General features: G+C 66.1%; 16 protein-coding genes. 12 read left to right on the top strand and 4 right to left on the bottom strand.

What is annotated here, in order from left to right:
* Window positions 1-160 precede the first annotated feature (160 nt).
* The 3 genes from QAZ47_RS05130 (at window position 161) to QAZ47_RS05140 (ending at window position 3,913) form a co-directional block, all read left to right on the top strand.
* Window positions 161-1,678, top strand: coding sequence for an ABC transporter ATP-binding protein (locus QAZ47_RS05130; protein ID WP_278232735.1), 1,518 nt, complete (start codon window positions 161-163; stop codon window positions 1,676-1,678).
* 238 nt (window positions 1,679-1,916) lie between these two features.
* Window positions 1,917-2,972, top strand: coding sequence for an ABC transporter permease (locus QAZ47_RS05135; protein WP_278232736.1), 1,056 nt, complete (start codon window positions 1,917-1,919; stop codon window positions 2,970-2,972).
* Complete coding sequence (locus QAZ47_RS05140) at window positions 2,969-3,913, top strand: ABC transporter permease (protein WP_278232737.1); 945 nt, start codon at window positions 2,969-2,971, stop codon at window positions 3,911-3,913. The genes QAZ47_RS05135 and QAZ47_RS05140 overlap by 4 nt, the downstream gene beginning before the upstream one ends.
* A gap of 217 nt (window positions 3,914-4,130) precedes the next feature.
* Here the strand turns inward: QAZ47_RS05140 and QAZ47_RS05145 are convergent, their stop codons facing one another.
* Window positions 4,131-4,898: an SDR family oxidoreductase gene (locus tag QAZ47_RS05145; RefSeq protein ID WP_278205922.1), complete on the bottom strand. Its 768-nt coding sequence runs from the start codon at window positions 4,896-4,898 to the stop codon at window positions 4,131-4,133.
* A gap of 307 nt (window positions 4,899-5,205) precedes the next feature.
* Here QAZ47_RS05145 and QAZ47_RS05150 point away from each other — a divergent pair, with 307 nt between their 5' ends.
* Both QAZ47_RS05150 and QAZ47_RS05155 read left to right on the top strand, forming a co-directional pair.
* Window positions 5,206-5,355, top strand: coding sequence for a hypothetical protein (locus tag QAZ47_RS05150; RefSeq protein ID WP_278205923.1), 150 nt, complete (start codon window positions 5,206-5,208; stop codon window positions 5,353-5,355).
* A 139-nt stretch (window positions 5,356-5,494) separates the two neighbouring features.
* Window positions 5,495-6,433, top strand: coding sequence for an LLM class flavin-dependent oxidoreductase (locus QAZ47_RS05155; RefSeq protein WP_278232738.1), 939 nt, complete (start codon window positions 5,495-5,497; stop codon window positions 6,431-6,433).
* An 86-nt stretch (window positions 6,434-6,519) separates the two neighbouring features.
* On the opposite strand, the gene QAZ47_RS05160 is transcribed toward QAZ47_RS05155, so the two are convergent.
* Window positions 6,520-7,452 carry a sigma-70 family RNA polymerase sigma factor gene (locus tag QAZ47_RS05160; RefSeq protein WP_278232739.1) on the bottom strand — a complete coding sequence of 311 codons (933 nt, stop codon included), beginning with the start codon at window positions 7,450-7,452 and terminating at the stop codon, window positions 6,520-6,522.
* Between the two features lie 8 nt (window positions 7,453-7,460).
* A complete protein-coding gene (locus QAZ47_RS05165; RefSeq protein WP_278232740.1) occupies window positions 7,461-7,775 on the bottom strand; it encodes an antibiotic biosynthesis monooxygenase in 315 nt (104 codons plus the stop codon).
* Window positions 7,776-8,045: 270 nt separating this feature from the next.
* Here QAZ47_RS05165 and QAZ47_RS05170 point away from each other — a divergent pair, with 270 nt between their 5' ends.
* A complete protein-coding gene (locus QAZ47_RS05170) occupies window positions 8,046-8,237 on the top strand; it encodes a hypothetical protein (protein WP_278232741.1) in 192 nt (63 codons plus the stop codon).
* Here QAZ47_RS05170 and QAZ47_RS05175 read toward each other — a convergent pair.
* A complete protein-coding gene (locus QAZ47_RS05175) occupies window positions 8,200-8,874 on the bottom strand; it encodes an isochorismatase family cysteine hydrolase (RefSeq protein WP_278232743.1) in 675 nt (224 codons plus the stop codon). The genes QAZ47_RS05170 and QAZ47_RS05175 overlap by 38 nt on opposite strands.
* A 209-nt stretch (window positions 8,875-9,083) precedes the next feature.
* Between QAZ47_RS05175 and QAZ47_RS05180 the strand changes: the two genes are divergently transcribed.
* From QAZ47_RS05180 to QAZ47_RS05205, 6 genes are all read left to right on the top strand, one after another.
* Window positions 9,084-9,878, top strand: coding sequence for an ATP-binding cassette domain-containing protein (locus tag QAZ47_RS05180; RefSeq protein WP_278232744.1), 795 nt, complete (start codon window positions 9,084-9,086; stop codon window positions 9,876-9,878).
* A gap of 17 nt (window positions 9,879-9,895) precedes the next feature.
* The gene (exbB, locus tag QAZ47_RS05185) at window positions 9,896-10,828 is read left to right on the top strand and encodes a tonB-system energizer ExbB (RefSeq protein WP_278232745.1); all 933 of its coding nucleotides are present in this window, start codon (window positions 9,896-9,898) and stop codon (window positions 10,826-10,828) included.
* Window positions 10,829-10,834: 6 nt separating this feature from the next.
* On the top strand, window positions 10,835-11,326 hold the full coding sequence (gene exbD, locus QAZ47_RS05190) for a TonB system transport protein ExbD (protein ID WP_278205934.1): 492 nt from the start codon (window positions 10,835-10,837) through the stop codon (window positions 11,324-11,326).
* Window positions 11,323-12,312, top strand: coding sequence for a TonB family protein (locus QAZ47_RS05195; RefSeq protein WP_278232746.1), 990 nt, complete (start codon window positions 11,323-11,325; stop codon window positions 12,310-12,312). The genes exbD and QAZ47_RS05195 overlap by 4 nt, the downstream gene beginning before the upstream one ends.
* Before the next feature lie 102 nt (window positions 12,313-12,414).
* The gene (locus tag QAZ47_RS05200) at window positions 12,415-13,809 is read left to right on the top strand and encodes a multicopper oxidase family protein (RefSeq protein WP_278232747.1); all 1,395 of its coding nucleotides are present in this window, start codon (window positions 12,415-12,417) and stop codon (window positions 13,807-13,809) included.
* A gap of 121 nt (window positions 13,810-13,930) precedes the next feature.
* Window positions 13,931-14,428: a hypothetical protein gene (locus QAZ47_RS05205; protein ID WP_278232748.1), complete on the top strand. Its 498-nt coding sequence runs from the start codon at window positions 13,931-13,933 to the stop codon at window positions 14,426-14,428.
* Window positions 14,429-14,519 lie beyond the last annotated feature (91 nt).

Genomic DNA, 14,519 nt, shown 5'->3' on the forward strand with positions numbered 1-14,519 from the left:
TTGTGGGGAGGGTCGATCCGCGAAGCGGAGCGGGGTGGAGGTCGGCGCCGCACCCCACCCCGGCTCGCCAACGACGCTTCGCGTCCTTTGCTCGCCGACCCTCCCCACAAGGGGGAGGGTGCTCAGCTCCAACGTCGCGCCCACCCAGGAACACCCCTCCTTGTCCGCCCCACTGATCGAAATGCGCGGCATCACCAAGAGCTTCGGCGCCGTCAAGGCGAACGAGGCGGTCGATCTCAGCGTTGCGCCCGGCGAGATCCTCGGCCTGCTCGGCGAGAACGGCGCCGGCAAGACGACGCTGATGAACGTGCTGTTCGGCGCCTATGCGCCGGATGCCGGCGATATCCTGGTCGAGGGCAGGCCTGTCGCCATCCACAGTTCGGCCGATGCGCTAGCCGCCGGCATCGGCATGGTGCACCAGCATTTCCATCTGGCGCCGCGGCTGACGGTGCTGGAAAACCTTCTGATCGGCATTCCCGGCAAATCCGGCCGCATCGATCGCGCCGGCGGGTTGGCGCGGCTGAAGGAGATTGGCCGCCGGCATGGTTTGAGCCTCGATCCCGACCTGCCGGTCGCGGCGCTCTCGGTCGGCGAGCAGCAGCGGCTGGAGATCATCAAGGCGCTGTTTCGCGGCGCCAAGCTCCTGATCCTCGACGAGCCGACGGCGGTGCTGGCGCCGAGCGAGGTCGACGGCCTGTTCGCCGCCTTGCGCTCCATGGCGGCGCAAGGGCTCGGCATCATCTTCATCTCGCACAAGCTCAACGAGGTCCGGGCGCTCACCCATCGCTGTGTCGTTCTTCGCCACGGCAAGGTCGCCGGCCGTGTCGACCATCCGGCAGAAACGACCTCGGCCGAAATGGCGAAGCTGATGTGTGGCCACGAGATCGTGCCGCCGACCAAAGAGGCCTCGACGCCCGGCGCCTCCGTGCTGACGCTGGACGGCATCTCCACCTCCGGCCATCCCGGCACGCCGCTGCGCGATGTCTCGCTTTCCGTCCGCGCCGGGGAGATCCTGGGCGTTGCCGGCGTCTCCGGAAACGGCCAGCGGGCGCTCGCAGACGTTATTTCCGGCATGCTGCAGCCCAGCGCCGGAACGATGACGATAGCCGGCAAAGCGGTTGTGGAATTTTCGTCGCGCGAGCTGCAGGCGCTCGGCATCGGCCGCATCCCCGAGGACCGAATGACGACGGGGCTGGTCACCAACCTGCCGCTTGCCGATTCCATGGTGCTGCCGCGCATCGGCACCGAGGCGTTCAGCAGCAAGGGGCTGCTCAATCCCGCCGCGATCCGCGCCTTCGCCGAGGAACAGATCAAGGCCTATGACATACGCTGTCCCGGGCCGATGGCGCGCGCCGGGGCGCTTTCGGGTGGCAATCTGCAGAAGGCGCTGCTGGCGCGCGAGCTCGCTTTCGACCCGAAAGTGCTGATCGTCTCGCAGCCGACGCGCGGCCTCGACATCGGCGCTGCCCGGTTCATCCACGAGAAGTTCCTGGCCATGCGCGGCAAGGGCTGCGGCATCATCGTGATCGGCGAGGATCTCGAGGAGTTGCTGATGCTCTCGGACCGCATCGCGGTGATGTATGAGGGCCGCATCGCCGGCACGCTTTCTGGCAGTGAGGCCACGGTGGCGAGGCTCGGGTTGCTGATGACCGGCGCGGAGGGGAAAGGCGTAGAGTGATGAGGTTGCCTCTAATGGCGGACGTCAGCGCTGCCCCTCACCTGCCTGCCGGCATCCTCTCCCCGTATAGGGACGGGGAGAGGGTTGCTCTCGTCGCCGGTTTCGCCAATCGCCAGCATTGCAGGAAGGGTGCCAAGGCTGCGGCCAGCGCCCTTCTCCCCGTCCCTATACGGGGAGAAGGTGCCGGCAGGCGGATGAGGGGCAGCGCCGATATCCGGCGAGCGGAGGGGCACGCCTGATGTTTCGTCTCGAAGCCCGTACCTCGACGCCGGCCTGGTTCAATCTCGCGCTGCCGCTTATCGCGATCGTTGTAGCCCTGGTGCTGTGCAGCGGCCTCATCGCGGTCGCCGGCGCCGGCGTGATCGATGCCTATGGCGTGATGCTCTCGGCCTCGCTGGGCGACAGCTACGCCATCACCGAGACGCTGGTGCGCGCAGCACCCATGATCTTCACCGGACTTGCGGTGGCGATCGCCTTCCGAGCCAAGTTCTGGAACATCGGCGCCGAGGGGCAGCTGCTCGCCGGCGCCGTGGCGAGCTGCGCCGTCGGCACGATCCCGATGCCGGGCTACCTCGCCATGCTTTTGATGGCGCTAGTGGGCGCGGCCGCCGGCGCACTGGTCGCACTGGTGCCGGCGACGTTGCGCGTAAAATTCAAGGTCGACGACGTGGTGAGCTCGCTGCTGCTTAATTCGGTCATCTATTACGCGCTGATGGCGCTGATCGAGGGACCATGGAAGGATACGTTCAGCGGCTACCCGATCTCGCCGCCGATCGAGGATTCGGCCAATTTCCCGGTGTTGCTCGAAGGTACAAGGCTGCATATCGGCGTCGTCGTGGCGCTGATTGCAGCGCCGCTCTGCTGGTTCCTGATCGCGCGTACCACGCTCGGCTTCCGCATCCGCGTCACCGGCGAGAATCCGGAAGCGGCACGCTATGGCGGCATCAGCGTCCAGCGCGTGCTGCTTTCCACCGCGCTGCTCTCCGGCGCGCTGGCCGGGCTCGCCGGCGTCGGCGAGGTCGGCGGCGTGCATTTCCAGGTGATGAGCGACATCTCGCCGGGCTACGGCTATTCCGGCATCGTCGTGGCGATGCTTGCCCGGCTCAATCCGCTCGGCGTGGTGCCGGCGGCGATCTTCCTGGCCGCGGTCATGACCGGCGCCGAGGCGATGTCGCGCGCGACCGGCGTGCCGGCTTTCCTCAGCGACGTCATCCAGGGCACGGCGCTGCTCGCCATGCTGGTGGCGCTGCTCTTCACCGCCTATCGCATCCGCCGCGTCGGAGCGTCAGCATGAGCGCGATGTTCGAGCAGATTTTCCAGGTCGGCTTCCTCGCCGCCATCATCCGCATCGCCACGCCGCTGGCTTTCGCCACGATCGGCGAGATGTTTTCCGAGCGCGCCGGCGTGCTCAATCTCGGCATCGAAGGCATCATGCTCCTGTCGGCCATGGCCGGTTTCACCGCGGCCAGCCTCGGCGGCAGCCTGTGGCTGGGCGTGCTGGTTGCCGTGCTCGTCGGCGCTCTGATGGGCGCGCTGCACGCGCTGTTCACCGTGGCGCTGGGCCTCAGCCAGCATGTCTGCGGCATCGGCGTGACGCTGTTCTCGTCCGGCCTTGCCTATTTCCTCTACCGGCTGATCTTCGGCCAGCAATCGGTGCCGCCGAGCATCGAAGGCTTCAAACCGGTGCCGATCCCGCTGCTGTCGGACATCCCGGTCCTGGGGCCGGCGGTGTTCAACCAGTTCACGCTGGTCTATCTCGCGATCCTCGCCATCCCGCTCGCCGCCTTCGTACTCTACCGCACGCCCTGGGGGCTGTCGGTGCGGATGGTGGGCGAAAATCCGCGCGCGGCGGATTCCGCCGGCGTCAGCGTGATTACCACGCGCTTCCAGGCGGTGATCCTCGGCGGCGCGCTGATGGGGCTCGCCGGCGCGTTCCTCACCATGGCGCAGTTCAACGCCTTCACTTTCGGCGTGGTGTCGGGCCGCGGCTGGGTGGCGATCGCGCTGGTCGTGTTCGGCCGCTGGGATCCCTGGCGCTCGGCGGGCGCTGCGCTGCTCTTTGCCTTCGTCGACGCGCTGCAGCTCAGGATGCAGGCCAGCGGGCTCGGACACGTCCCCTACGAAGCGTTCCTGATGCTGCCCTTCATCTTCACCATCATCGCCATGGCCTTCATGTCGCGCAACGCGGTGGCGCCCTCGGCGCTGCTGAAGCCGTTCCGAAGGGAAGAGCGGTAGGCGAGTTGGCGCCCTTTCCTCTCCCTCCGGAGGGGGGAGAGGTGGCGCTGCGAAGCAGCGACGGAGTGGGGGAACCACCTGGCAACCGCCGCCGACGGATGTTGAAAACCAGGGCGCAAGAATCTTCCAGCGCCGCGCCGAGGGTCGACCCCCACTCCGTCGAGCTGCGCTCGACACCTCTCCCCCGATCGACGGGGGAGAGGAAGGGCGCCAAGCCTCAGATCGCCGTGAAAGCGTTATCCACGAAGAGATGCGCGCCGTTGACGAAGCTGGATTCGTCGCTGGCCAGGAACAGCGCGGCTTTCGCCACCTCCTCCGGCTCGCCGATGCGACCCTGCTGCGCGGCCATGGCGGCATCTGAAACGTCGACGCCGAGCTTGCCGAGATCCGCGACCTCGCGCAGGCCGTGCGGCGTGCGGATGAAGCCGGGACAGACGGCGTTGCAGCGGATGTTGCGGTCGCGGAATTCCACCGCGATGGCGCGGGCGAACATGTGGCAGGCGCCTTTGGTGGTGTCGTAGAGCACTTCGTTGGGCGTCGCCGCCACCGCCGAGATCGACGAGGTGCAGACGATCGAGCCGCCGCCGGCGGCGATCATGCCGGGCAGCACCGCGCGGGTCATCAGAAACATCGAGCGCACGTTGACGGCGTGCAGCCAGTCCCATTCCTGCAAGGTCGTCTCCAGGAAAGGCTTTATCACGATCGTGCCGGCGTGGTTGAACAGCACGGTGACCGGACCGAGTTTGGCCGTTGCCGCCTTGACCGCGGCTTCGACCTGCGTTTCGTCCGAGACATCGGCCACGAAATGTTCGGCGACATGGCCGCGGGCACGGATCGCCGCCGCGGTCTTGCCAGCCGCTTCGCCATTACGGTCGATGATCGCCACCTTGGCGCCTTCGGCCGCGAACAACTCGGAAGCCGCTCCGCCCATGCCCGTCGCGCCGCCGGAAATGATGGCTACCTTGCCCGCCAGCCTTCCACCCATGTCGTCTCTCCATCGTGTTCCGAGGGTTTTCGCTTGTTCGGTGCCGATGCTATCCCCGACATCCGGGATGGCCAAGCTTTGCCGAACAAAGGGCTTTTTGGCCTCGGAGGGTCGCTCCGATCGACCGACTCCAGGTCGGGCCAGAGGCTGGCGCTGCACGCACCGAGGGGTCGGCCCTCCTTTTTCGAGGGCAAGAAAAACCACCTTAGGCCGGAATCTGAGAACGCTGTTTCAAAAACTTCTCAAAAATAGCAATCGACAAAGTCTACTAACTTTATAGATTAATGGCCGAGACGGAGGCTCGACCATGACCTACATGCAGAACGCTCAGCGCAAGGGCCAGAGGCTGACCGCCGGTGAGAGCTGGAGGCCCGCCTATGGCGGCACCTTCGCCTATCTCGTCTTCGCGCTGGCATTCGTGTTCACCGGCGCGGTGGTGCTGGGTCTCATTCCCTGAGCGAAAGCGGGCTGAGGCTCGTCGTCAAGACAATCTGAGTTTGAGTAGTCGGAGCAAGAACTGGCCAAGCGCCGGAGCGTTTTCGCACGCCTGCGTCTTGGATGGAGCGGGGCAGCCCAACGTGATGGAGGCGATGGCAATGCCGATCGAGTTCACGCATGTTCCCGGTAAGCCTGCCAATGGCAGCTTCTTCTATGATTTCGCCGAGACGGCGACCAAGCTGTCGCTGATCGAGGACGCCGGCTTTCGCAAGCTGGTGGTCGACGATCCGGCCGGCCTGCTCACCAATATGGACATCGCCGCGCAGACGCTCGATCGCACGGCGTCGCTGGAAGTCGTGCTGACGCATTGGGCCGGCGTGATCGAACCGACCGTGGCGGCAAGGCAACTGGCGGCGCTCGACGCGAAGAGCGGCGGCCGCCTGTCGCTCAGGATGCTGAGCGAGCCGCTCGAAGACAGCGACGCCGAGGCGCGTCCTGTCGGCCACAGCGTGGTCTGGCAGCGCATCGACGAATATCTGGTGCTGTTGAAGCGCCTGTGGTCGAACGACAAGCCTTTCGACCATGAGGGCGCATTCTATAGCGTCAAATGCGGTTACGTGCCGCGCAAGGGTCCGCATGGCGCTGACCTGACCATCCGTCTCGGCGGCCAGTCCGGCACCGCGCTGAAGGTCGCCGGCCGGCATGCCGATGTCTTCGAACTGGCCGCCGGCTCGCCGGACGAGGTTGCGCAGCTGATGCAGCGTGTGCGCAGCGCCGCCGCCGAGCATGGCCGCTCGGGAAAACTGCGTTTCGCCCTGCCCGTCCGTATCCGCTCCGAGGGGTGGTCGGAAGCAACCGATCACAAGGCGATCGAGGTCGTGGGGCCGCCGGCGCGGCTGGCGCTTTCGCTGCTGCCCTACGCAGCGCTTGGCATCGAGGAATTCATGATCGGCGGCATCGACCGTCCGAGCGAGATTGCCCGGATCGGGCGCGAGACGGTCACGCTGATTTCGAATTCGCTGGCGCGGCGCGAAGCCGACACACCGCCGCCAGGAACCTTTGCGTCGCGCTCCTTCACCGAGACGCATGTCCGCTGAGATTGCGATCGCTGGTGAGACCGGCTGCCCAGGCCGCCGATCTCACCAAGTGCGGTTCACCGTTTCAAGCTTTTCAGGGAATTGCTCTAAGGATCGACGGACGGCGGTGGTTGCGGAACGCAGTCGACGCCATCCATGACATAGTCCGCGAAGAGGAAATCGCGGATGCCGGCGATCCGGCCATTCCTCCAATCGATGAGGATGAAATAGCGCGGCGGCCCGTCCGGACGATCCGGGCTGGTGACCAGTATGGCGGGCCGGCCTTCGACGAGGCCGGTGGTGAAATGCCAATGCGTCTCTTCGGAATAGCGGCCAAAGTAATTGCCGACATAGTCCTTGCCTTCGGCGCGCAGCCGGTTGACCAGTTCCAGCTTGACGTCGTCGGCGAGCAGGCCGCGCAAGGTGTCGAAATCCCGGGCGTTGAAGGCCGCGACATAGTCGCCGAGGCGCCGCATGTCCTGCCGGTCGAGCGCCGGGCGCGGCGATGCCGGCCGTGGCGCGGCCGCCAGCTTGCGCAGGGTCTCGCGGCCGCGCTGCAGCGCGCCCTTGATCGCGGTCTCGGTGGTCTCGAGGATCTCGCTGATCTCCTCGAGGCTATGGCCGAGCACGTCCTTCAGCACGACGGTGCATCTTTGCGCCGGCGGCAATTGCATCAGTTCGGCGAGGCTGGCCTCGGCGGCGATGCGCGCATCGATGGGCGAGTCTTCGTCGGCGATCGTGTCGAGCTCGACCTCGCTCTCCCTCATCCGCGAGCGGGCCCGTTTGCGGAGGAAATCAAGCGCTGAATTGTGCGCGATGCGAAACAACCAAGGTTCGGTCTTTTCGGGCATGTCGCCATTCCTGATCGCCACGAAGCCTTTGGCCAAAGCCTCCTGGACGATGTCCTCTCCGTCGATGACCGATCCCACCATCCGCGAGCAGTAGCGATGCAGCTTGGCTCGCAGGCCGGCGGCTTCGCGCTCGAAAGCGCGAAGCCTGGCTTCGGTCGCCGCAGCGGGATGGTCATGCGAGCCGGTCACGCGTCCCCCTAATGTTCGATCCCGCCAGTGTGGGAATAGGTTGTGTGGCCCATCACGCTCTCGCCGGTTCCATGCTCCATGATCGTCTTCATGTACTCTGCGAAGCGAGGATCGCTGCGGAAGGCGGCGATATCTTCGGCCGAGCGCCATTGCGAGATGTTGACCACCTTGCTGCCGTCGCCGCCGACGACCACGGACGAGGACAGCGAGCCCGGCTGCTTGCTGAAGAAGCTGCGCGTCCCTTCGGCAAGCACCCTTGCGAGGTCCTGCTGCTTGCCGGGCTTGGCGGTAAAGACATTGATCAAGGTCACTGCGGTCGACATGGCTTGGCTCCGTCTGTCCTGGTGGCGGAGGCTGTCGCGGCTTCCGCTATCGTCACAACCGTCAAGACGAAGACGATGCCGGGAAGGGAACGGTGCACGCAAAAGAAATTTTGACCGTCGTCAAAATGACGGTCAAAGCGCCAGCCACACAAGTGCGATCGATCGGCAATGCACGAGAAAAATTCCTGCCCGCCGTTCCGAAAGGCATTCGTCCTTCGTCTTGGCGGGTGCCGATGCTTCCAACGCCGGCATCAACCAAGGGAGAAGCAAATGTCGATCCTGTCATCCATCGGTCGCCTGGCGACCGAATACGCAGCTGTCCATGCGCGCTATCGGGCGGCGCGGACACTCTATTTGCTGCCGATGGACATCCGCAAGGATATCGGCTGGCCGGAACTCGGCGATGCCGGCGATGCGGGGCTCTTCAGCCCGCCCCGTTCGCGAGCCGCGACAGCGCGGTGACGACGGCTTCCGAATCCGCCAGCGCGCCGAAGACGCCGTCCTCGACCGTCACCATGTGGAGCGCGGCCTCGTGCGCCTTTTGGTCGCCGCTGGCGCAGGCGTCCGCGATCGTCAGGCACTGGAAATTGCGGTCGCAGGCCTCGCGCAAGGTGGTGTGCACGCAGACGTCGGTCGTGCAACCGGCGAACAGGAGATGTGTGATGCCCCGCGCCCTCAGGATCAGTTCCAGATCCGTATAGGTGAAGGCGCCGTTGCAGGTCTTGTCGACGACGATGTCTTGCGGTTTGACCTCAATGTCGGTGACGATCTGGAAGCCGGGGCTGGAGCGCAACAGGATGTCGGTGCCGTCCAGCCCCGCCCGCTTGCGGCGCCATTTCTCGTAAGGTGTCATGTCGGCCGTGTCGGCGCGGTAGCCTTGCCTGGTGTGGACGACGGTCAGGCCAGCGGCGCGGGCGGCCGCAATCAGCCGGTTCACCGCCGGCAGGATGGCCCTCAGCGGCGACGGATCATAGCCTTTCCTGGCGAAGTAACCTGTCGGCGACAGGAAATCCTCCTGCAGGTCGATCACCAGCAAGGCGGTGTTTTGCGGCACCAACCGGCCGTCATACGGGAAGTCGAAAGGTGTTGCCTTGATCATCGCCCGATGCCCTTGTTTGCCGTCCGCATCGTGGCTCAGCGACGGCGGGGCCGTCCAGACCTCACAATGCTCAACTCATCACGCCAGGGCGATGGCGCGATTTGTTGATAAATAAAATCACCTTTATAGTTGACTAGGCAACTCATGTTTCCTAGTCAACCGACGTTGGCCGCCCGGCGACAGCCCAGGCAACGGCGGCTTGGAGACGGATGTTGACCGGAACTGGTGCCCAAACAGCCTTTCATGTCGACGCGGTACGCTTTGCCGTCGGCGAGCGCACGCTGCTTGGGCCGGTCTCGTTGCAATTGCAGCGCGGGCGCGTCTACGGGCTGATCGGCCATAACGGCTCCGGCAAGTCGACGCTGATCAAGCTTCTGGCACGGCAGCAGCCGGCAAGCTCCGGCGACATCCGCTTCGCCGAACGTCCGCTCGCCGGCTGGGGCGCGCGCGAGCTGGCGCGGGCGCTGGCCTATCTGCCGCAGACGACGCCGGCGGCAACCGGCCTTACTGTGCGCGAGCTGGCGGCGCTCGGGCGTTATCCCTGGCATGGCGCGCTCGGCCGGTTCGGACCGGAAGACAAAGCCCATGTCGAGGAGGCGCTGGCGCTGACCGACATGAGCGCTTTCGCCGACCGGCTTGTGGACGAGCTTTCCGGCGGCGAGCGGCAGCGTGCGTGGCTCGCCATGCTGGTGGCGCAGAATGCCGGCGTCATGCTGCTCGACGAACCGATTTCGGCGCTCGATATCGCGCATCAAGTCGAGGTGCTGGCGCTGGTCAAGGACCTCAGCCGCAGGCGCAACCTTTGCGTCGTCGTGGTGCTGCACGACCCCAACATGGCGGCGCGCTATTGCGACGAGCTGATCGCGCTGAAGGAAGGCCGGCTCTTAAGGCGTGGCACGCCGGGCGAGATCATGCGGGGCGACGTGCTCAAGGACATTTTCGGCGTCGAGATGGGCGTGCTCGAGCATCCCGTCACCGGCCTGCCCATCGGTTACGTGCAATGATGAAGCGAGGACGAGCCTTGTCCCGGAACATTCTTCTCGCGGCGTTGGCCGCATCGGTCATTCTTTCGACAGGCGCGGCCACGGCGCAGCAACCGCCGGCGACGCCGGCGACGGCCGCGCAGGTACCGGCGATGCAACCGCCGGCGGCCGCCTCGAGCGCCGCACCGCAGCCGGCGGGGCCGGGCACGCAGCCCGGCCAGAGCGCGGCGGTCGGCGGGGAGGCGCCTTCCGCCATTTCGCTCACGCTGCCGCATGATCTGTCGCCCTGGGGCATGTTCATGGCGGCCGACATCGTCGTCAAAGCCGTCATGGTCGGGCTTGCCTTTGCTTCGCTGGTCACCTGGACCATCTGGCTCGCCAAATCGCTCGAGATTCTCGTCGGCAAGCTCAGCGCTCGCCGCGCGGCCGTTGCCATCGGCAATGCCGCGACGCTGATGCAGGCGGGCCGCGCGCTTGGCCACGGCAACGGCCCTGGAGCGCTGCTGGTGCGCGCGGCCGAGGAAGAGCGCGCGCTGTCGGCCGGCGCGCTGGACCATGCCTCGGGCGACGGCCTGAAGGAGCGCGTCACCTCCAGGCTGTCGCGCATCGAGGCGGCAGCCTCGCGGCGCATGTCGCGCGGCACAGGCCTGCTCGCGACCATCGGTTCGACGGCGCCCTTCGTCGGCCTGTTCGGCACCGTCTGGGGCATCATGAACGCCTTCATCGGCATCTCGCAGGCGCAGACCACGAATCTGGCGGTGGTCGCGCCGGGCATCGCCGAAGCGCTGCTCGCCACGGCGATGGGCCTGGTGGCCGCAATCCCGGCAGTGGTGATCTACAATGTCTTCGCGCGATCGATAGCCGGCTACAGGCAGATCCTCGCCGACGCCTCGGCTGGGGTCGAGCGACTGGTCAGCCGCGACCTGGATTTTCGCACCGTGCCGCCGGCAACGGCGATGGCGGCGGAGTAAACGGCTATGGCGGCGCGGATCCGTGAAGCGGCCGGCGACGATCTCGAGGAGAGCCACGAGATCAACGTCACGCCGTTCATCGACGTCATCCTGGTGCTCTTGATCATCTTCATGGTGGCGGCACCGCTGGCGACCGTCGACATCAATGTCGACCTGCCGGGCTCGACAGCAACGCCGGCACCCAGACCCGAGACACCGCTGTTCCTGACGCTGAAGAGCGACCTGACTTTAGCCATCGGCAATGACAGCGTGCCGCGTCCCGCCTTTGCCGAGGTGCTCGACAGCCGCGCCAAGGGCGACAAGCAGACGCGCATCTTCCTGCGCGCCGACAGAAATGTCGGCTATGGCGAGCTGATGGACGTCATGAACCTGCTGCGCGCCGCCGGCTATCTCAAGGTCGCGCTGGTCGGCCTCGAGACGACATCGGGCGCTGACGGCACGGCTCCGGCCGCGGGCGGAAGCCCCGCGCCAGCGGCAAGCGGGAGCCCGGTCCCATGACCCAAGCGATCGCCACCTTGTCCTCCCAGCCGCGCCTCGGCATAAGCGAAGCCGGTCTGTGGACAAGCGCGGCCGCGATCATTCTCGCCGCGCATGTCGCGGTCGCCTATGCGGTGCAGAACCTCAGCTTCGCCGAGACGCCGGATGGCGGCTCGCCACCGGCGCTGGCGGTCGAAATGGCGCCGCTCCCGACCACGCCGGCCGTGCCGGAAGAAGTGGCGGCGCTGGATAAGGTCACGCCGGATCAGCCTGACGCGGCGGCGGAGACGGAAACGCCCGCTGAAGTAAAACCGGCGACCGATCCGGTGCCGGCGCCGGTCGCGGAAGAAGCCAAGCCGGTCACGGATCAACCGGTGGAAGCCGACAAGGCGGAAGAGGTCGAACCGGCGGAGCAAACGATAGCGACGCTCAGCGAGCAGCAACCGTTGGAAGAGGCCGTTCCCGATCCTGTCGAAGCGATCGCGCCCGAGGTGACCGTTCCGCTGCCGCAGCCCAATCCGGTCGAGACGGAAATCAAGGCGAACAAGCCGGTCGAAGCCAGGAAGAAGGCGGAAAGGAAGCCGGCCGAAAAGCCGAAGCGGCGGCCACGAAAGGAAAAGGCCGAGCCACTCAAGGCAGTGACGACGGCCAGCATCGACGCCAAGGCCGGCGCGAAGGCCGTGGCGCCGCAATCCTCCGACGCGGCGCCGCGGTCAAGCGTCGGCCCGTCGCGGTGGAACGCCAGCCTGCAGGCATGGATCAGGCGTCACACGCGCTATCCGAGCGCGGCGAGGTCCAGGCGGGCCGAAGGCACGCCCAACGTGACCTTCACCGTGGATGCATCGGGCCGGGTGGTTTCCGCCAGGCTGGCAAGGTCATCGGGCGACGCGGATCTCGATCGTGCGGCGCTGGGAGCCCTGCAGGGCGCGTCGGTGCCGGCGCCGCCGGCGGAGCTCGGCCAGCGCGTCACCCGCACGGCGCCGTTCGTCTTCAGTTTGCGGGACTAAACGGAATTGCTCTAGGCCTGCAAGGTGGATGGTGATAGGCGGCCATTAGGTTCGGCTTTATCCAGGAATTGTTCCGAGAACCCTGCCCCAATGGAAAGCCAGATGACGATACTCACCCGCCGCAACCTTCTTAAAAGTGCTGCGGCCGCCGGCGCGGCCGGTATCGGCCTCGCGGCCGCTGGCAGGTTTGTCGGCTGGGCGGCGGCGAAGCCCGAGCCGCTGATCCTGAAGACCGCAAGCATCGAGGCGAAGCTGACGGACGGCGCGCCGACGAAGAATGTCCTGACCTATGGCGAGGCAGGCCCGCCGCCGGTCGTCAGGATGAAGAAGGGTGAGCCGTTCGCCGCGCGGCTCGTCAACGACATCGACGACCCGACCACGATCCACTGGCACGGCGTCCGCGTTCCGAACAAGATGGACGGGGTGCCGTTCCTGATCCAGCCCTATGTCTATCGGGGCGACCATTTCGACTACGCCTTCACGCCGCCGGACGCCGGCACTTTCTGGTACCACCCACACTGCGACACGCTGATACAGACGGGTCACGGGCTGACCGGCGTGATCGTGGTGGAGAACCCGAACGATCCGAAGTTCGATTCCGAAGTGGTGATCAACCTGCGCGACTGGCGCCTCGGCGACGACGGCCAGTTCATCGAGCAGTTCCGGCCGCGCGACGCGGCAAGAAGCGGCACCTTCGGCACGGTTCGCACCGCCAACTGGCTCGACCAGCCGCAATATGATGCGCCCGCCGGCGGCCTGGTGCGGCTGAGGGCCGCCATCACCGACGTCACCCGCATCTATGCCTTCCGCGTCGAAGGAGCCGAGGCGGCGGTGATCGCGCTCGACGGCAACCCTGTGCCGCAACGCTTTGCACCCGATGCCCTGCAGCTTGGTCCCGGCCAGCGGCTGGAACTCGCCATCCGCATGCCGGACGAGGAGGGGGCGATCGTCAGCCTGCGCGACGTCAGGGGGACCAAACCGAAGATCCTGGCGACGTTGCGCGCGGTTGGAAATTCCGTCAAGCGCGACATGCGCGATCTTGGGCCCCTGGAGGTCAATCCGGTGGCCGAGGTGGATGTCACCGACGCCAAGCATATTTCGTTGGCGCTCAGCGCCACAGCGGAGAACCTGCCCAGCGACGGCATCTGCGGCTCGCTCGGCTACAGCTTCTGGGCGATCAACAAGGTGCCGTGGTCGGGCGACACGCCCGATCCGACGGCGCCCCTGGCGGAACTGAAGCTCGGCAAGAGCTATGTCATCGACATGGAGAATCTCACGCCGCACTCGCACCCCATCCATCTGCACGGCATGAGCTTCAAGGTGCTGTCGTCCTCGACGCGGCAAGTCCAGCCGCTCGTCTCCGACACCTATCTCATCCAGCCGAACGAGAAGGTTCAGCTGGGCCTCGCCGCCGACAACCCCGGCGACTGGCTGCTCCACTGCCACATCATCGAGCACCAGAAGACCGGGATGACGAGTTACTTTCGGGTGGTGTGAAAATGGCAATGAGTCTTGCCGCGCTCTGAAGTTTTCGTGAGCGCCGTCCGCTTGACTCGATTCTCCGATTGCCTAGCTGTGCAGGAGGGCGTCAGGGGCGCCACGAAATCCGACAGCAGGCATGACATCTTTCCATATTCGAAAGCTCGCCCTTCTTCTGCCCGCGGGCATCTCAATCCTGTCCTCCTGCGTCATTCCCGACGATACGTCGCGGGTCGCGCAGGAGGACGCCACCGCCGCCGCCGCCCGCAGGGAGATGGTCGGCCTCAGCGAGGCCGACATTCGCATGTGTGCCGGCTTTCCGACCGCGACGGCCGACGTGGGGCCTTCCGGCCAGATCTGGACCTATCAGCGCACCGTGCAGCGCGGCAATCTCAGCATTGCGGTGCCGACCATGGCCGTGGGCGCGATTCCCGCGGTTGGCGGTACCGTCAACGTTGCGCCCGGCGGCTATTGCAACACGCAGATCCGCATGCTCAACGGCCACGTCGCCGAAGTCGCCTATGCCGGCGACAACAACCTGCCGAACAGTCGCGACGCGCTCTGCGTCAGCACGGTGGATGCCTGCGTGGCCTATGCGCGCCAACACCGTTACAAGACTCCGGCGGTCTCCAGGTGAGTGGGGTCAGCCGACGCCAGGCGGGAGCGCCAGTTTTTTTGCCGGCCGTTGCGCCAGGAAATATGACCTAACGCTCATATGTGCGGCGGAA

It is taken from the genome of Mesorhizobium sp. WSM4904, assembly GCF_029674545.1.
In the GTDB taxonomy this organism is placed as follows: domain Bacteria; phylum Pseudomonadota; class Alphaproteobacteria; order Rhizobiales; family Rhizobiaceae; genus Mesorhizobium.

Excerpts from the sequence above, each read along its gene's own strand:
- QAZ47_RS05145 (WP_278205922.1), bottom strand. The coding sequence starts at position 4,898 with ATGGGTGGAAGGCTGGCGGGCAAGGTAGCCATCATTTCCGGCGGCGCG.
- QAZ47_RS05170 (WP_278232741.1), top strand. The coding sequence starts at position 8,046 with ATGTCGATCCTGTCATCCATCGGTCGCCTGGCGACCGAATACGCAGCT.
- QAZ47_RS05155 (WP_278232738.1), top strand. The coding sequence starts at position 5,495 with ATGCCGATCGAGTTCACGCATGTTCCCGGTAAGCCTGCCAATGGCAGC.
- QAZ47_RS05180 (WP_278232744.1), top strand. The coding sequence starts at position 9,084 with ATGTTGACCGGAACTGGTGCCCAAACAGCCTTTCATGTCGACGCGGTA.
- QAZ47_RS05140 (WP_278232737.1), top strand. The coding sequence starts at position 2,969 with ATGAGCGCGATGTTCGAGCAGATTTTCCAGGTCGGCTTCCTCGCCGCC.
- QAZ47_RS05200 (WP_278232747.1), top strand. The coding sequence starts at position 12,415 with ATGACGATACTCACCCGCCGCAACCTTCTTAAAAGTGCTGCGGCCGCC.
- QAZ47_RS05135 (WP_278232736.1), top strand. The coding sequence starts at position 1,917 with ATGTTTCGTCTCGAAGCCCGTACCTCGACGCCGGCCTGGTTCAATCTC.
- QAZ47_RS05165 (WP_278232740.1), bottom strand. The coding sequence starts at position 7,775 with ATGTCGACCGCAGTGACCTTGATCAATGTCTTTACCGCCAAGCCCGGC.
- QAZ47_RS05205 (WP_278232748.1), top strand. The coding sequence starts at position 13,931 with ATGACATCTTTCCATATTCGAAAGCTCGCCCTTCTTCTGCCCGCGGGC.
- exbD (WP_278205934.1), top strand. The coding sequence starts at position 10,835 with ATGGCGGCGCGGATCCGTGAAGCGGCCGGCGACGATCTCGAGGAGAGC.
- QAZ47_RS05175 (WP_278232743.1), bottom strand. The coding sequence starts at position 8,874 with ATGATCAAGGCAACACCTTTCGACTTCCCGTATGACGGCCGGTTGGTG.
- QAZ47_RS05195 (WP_278232746.1), top strand. The coding sequence starts at position 11,323 with ATGACCCAAGCGATCGCCACCTTGTCCTCCCAGCCGCGCCTCGGCATA.
- QAZ47_RS05150 (WP_278205923.1), top strand. The coding sequence starts at position 5,206 with ATGACCTACATGCAGAACGCTCAGCGCAAGGGCCAGAGGCTGACCGCC.